Here is a 3087-nt window from a genome sequence, read left to right as displayed (position 1 = left end):
CTCTCCAACTGTAACCAACTATGACGCCCCAGATAAGGCAACTGTAGCGGAAGCAACTGTAACATCAACAACTACAGATACAACCGAAGTAGTGAAATACCCACAAGCTACAGAAGATGTTAAAGAAAGCAGAACTGTTACCCGTACCATCAAGTATGTCGATAAAGCCAACGAAACAAAAGAAGTGGCTGATTCAGTTACGCAAACAGTTGAACTAACAAGAACCAACAAGCGTAACAAAGTGACGAAAGTCGTGACAGAAGGTGAATGGACAACAGGCAACTGGGACGAAAAAACTTCACCATCAGTAGAAAACTATGACGCCCCAGATAAGGCAACTGTAGCAGAAGCAACTGTAACGTCAACAACTACAGATACAACCGAAGTAGTGAAATATCCGCAAGCTACAGAAGATATTAAAGAAAGCAAAACTGTTACCCGTACCATCAAGTATGTAGATGCGACTGATGAAACAACCGAAGTAGGTAGCCCAGTTACGCAAACCGTCACCTTAACGCGAACCAACAAGCGTAACAAAGTGACAGGTAAAGTAACAGAAGGAGACTGGTCAACAGGTACATGGGGTTCTCAAGATTCTCCAACTGTAACCAACTATGACGCCCCAGATAAGGCAACTGTAGCGGAAGCAACTGTAACATCAACAACTACAGATACAACCGAAGTAGTGAAATATCCGCAAGCTACAGAAGATATTAAAGAAAGCGAAACTGTTACCCGTACCATCAAGTATGTAGATGCGACTGATGAAACAACAGAAGTAGCTAGCCCAGTTACGCAAACAGTTGAATTAACAAGAACCAACAAGCGTAATAAAGTGACGAAAGTCGTGACAGAAGGTGAATGGACAACAGGCAACTGGGACGAAGTCGTATCGCCAGAAATTGAAAATTATGGTAAACCAGATTTACCAAAAGTATCGAATGCAGAAGTAACAGCAGATTCAAAAGGTACGACTATTTTGGTAAGGTATGACCGTTTATCAAGACCAGAAAAACCAATTCCAGAAATTCCAAGTCCTCAGGAACCAGGTGCTCCAGGTGAACCGACTCCAGACAAACCAAACCCACAACCAAATCCAGAGCATCCAAGTGTTCCGACACCAAACCCAGAACTACCAAATCAAGAGACTCCAATACCAGAGCTAACTCCAGAACCAGGTACTCCAAAAACTGAAATTCCAGTGAGTCCAGACCCAGAAGTTCCGACTTCTGAGACAAATAAAAGAGAGGAATTGCCAAACACAGGTCCAGAAGCGAATGCTACCTTGGCTAGCGCTGGTATCATGACCTTATTAGCTGGTCTAGGATTAGGATTCTTCAAGAAAAAAGAAGATGAAAAATAATAGATTTTAGAATCTAGGAACAAGGAAAAGCTCACAGATGTGGGCTTTTTCCTGGTTTTGAGAACGAGGTCTTTCGAGAAGATTAAAAACGCTTACAAGTTCATTAGACTGGGAAACTCTGAATCCTATTTTTTTAAAAATATTTCCAGAAATCAGTTGCTAAATAGGGTAAAAATTGATAGAATAAAGAATATCTAAAAAATTTTAAGGAGAATCTAGCAAATGGATTTCACATGGGCACTGAAATATGCCACTGAATTTTTGGGAACTGCCATTTTGATCATTCTTGGGAATGGTGCAGTTGCCAACGTTGAACTTAAAGGTACGAAAGGTCACCAAAGTGGCTGGCTCGTCATCGCTGTTGGTTATGGTATGGGGGTTATGATCCCAGCCTTGATGTTTGGTAACGTATCTGGGAACCACATCAACCCTGCTTTCACTCTAGGACTTGCAGTTAGCGGTCTTTTCCCTTGGGCACAAGTGGTACCTTACATTATCGCGCAAGTCTTGGGGGCTATCTTTGGTCAAGCCTTAGTTGTGGCAACACACCGTCCATTCTACTTGAAAACTGAAAACCCAAATAACATCTTGGGAACTTTCTCAACTATTTCAAGTATTGACCATGGTACAAAAGAAAGTCGCTATGCAGCAACTGTTAATGGTTTTGTAAACGAGTTTGTTGGTTCATTTGTTTTGTTCTTTGCAGCTCTCGGTTTGACTAAAAACTTCTTTGGTGCTGAAGTGCTTCAATACATGAAACAAATGGCAACACAAGCAGGACAGACAGTTGATTTTTCTGACTTGGCTATTAAAGCACAGGTGGCTCCACACACTGCTTCAGGACTTTCTGTGGCTCACTTGGCACTTGGATTCCTCGTTATGGCTTTGGTAACATCACTTGGAGGACCTACAGGACCTGCCTTGAACCCAGCTCGTGACTTGGGGCCACGTCTCCTTCATGCTTTCCTTCCGAAATCAGTTCTTGGTGAGAATAAAGGCGATTCAAAATGGTGGTATTCTTGGGTACCAGTAGTAGCACCTATTGCAGCAGCAATTGCGGCAGTAGCTGTATTCAAATTCCTTTATCTCTAAGAAATAGCTCCTTTAACATTTGAGTGAGCACCATTTATAAGTAAGAGAGGATCAGATTGGTTCTCTCTTTTTGATTTTTCAGGGAAATGAAAGAAAATCGACACAAACTCCTCTCCAGCAGTGGTTTAAAAGTCTCAGTGGGTTATTCCAACTTTAATGGGCTATAGTAGGTTGCAGTTGAAATAATAGACCCTTTTTCTCAAACATTGTGAGAAATTAGTTTGAATTCCCCAATCAAATTGTGCAGTTTTCATTCTACTATATATTATATTATCGGAGATGGGTTCCCTATCTTGTAAGTCTGCTTTATAGTGGGTTGAAGTTGGAATAGTCCGCCCTTCTTTCTCGAACATTGTGAGGAATTGATTTGCCTTCCTCAACAAAATGTTTAGTTTTTATTTCATTTTGCCATAAAATAAGCGATTAGGGGGCTATTCTTCGACCAACATTGGCTCTGCTGTGTCCTATGATTGTTATCGTTTTATCTGCAATCTTATACTCAATGAAAATCAAAGAGCAAACTAGGAAACTAAACCCAGCTTGACCAAAGCACAAGTTTTGAGGTCGCAGGTAGAACTGACCAAGCTGATGTGGTTTGAAGAAATTCCCCAAGGCCAAATTTCAAGTTCAAG

The 3087-nt window shown here is 41.2% G+C and carries 2 protein-coding genes and 1 pseudogene; all 3 read left to right on the top strand.

Going from position 1 to position 3087, the window contains the following annotated elements:
• Window positions 1-91 precede the first annotated feature (91 nt).
• Window positions 92-640, top strand: a pseudogene (locus HT688_RS12220) (mucin-binding protein); the annotation flags it as partial.
• A 72-nt stretch (window positions 641-712) separates the two neighbouring features.
• On the top strand, window positions 713-1363 hold the full coding sequence (locus HT688_RS12215; protein ID WP_044012429.1) for a mucin-binding protein: 651 nt from the start codon (window positions 713-715) through the stop codon (window positions 1361-1363).
• A 222-nt stretch (window positions 1364-1585) separates the two neighbouring features.
• A complete protein-coding gene (gene gla, locus HT688_RS10710; RefSeq protein WP_000348129.1) occupies window positions 1586-2455 on the top strand; it encodes an aquaglyceroporin Gla in 870 nt (289 codons plus the stop codon).
• Window positions 2456-3087 lie beyond the last annotated feature (632 nt).

It is taken from the genome of Streptococcus sp. 1559, from assembly GCF_013276735.1.
Classification (GTDB): Bacteria; Bacillota; Bacilli; order Lactobacillales; family Streptococcaceae; genus Streptococcus; species Streptococcus pseudopneumoniae.
This window is presented reverse-complemented; position numbering and strand designations above follow the sequence as displayed.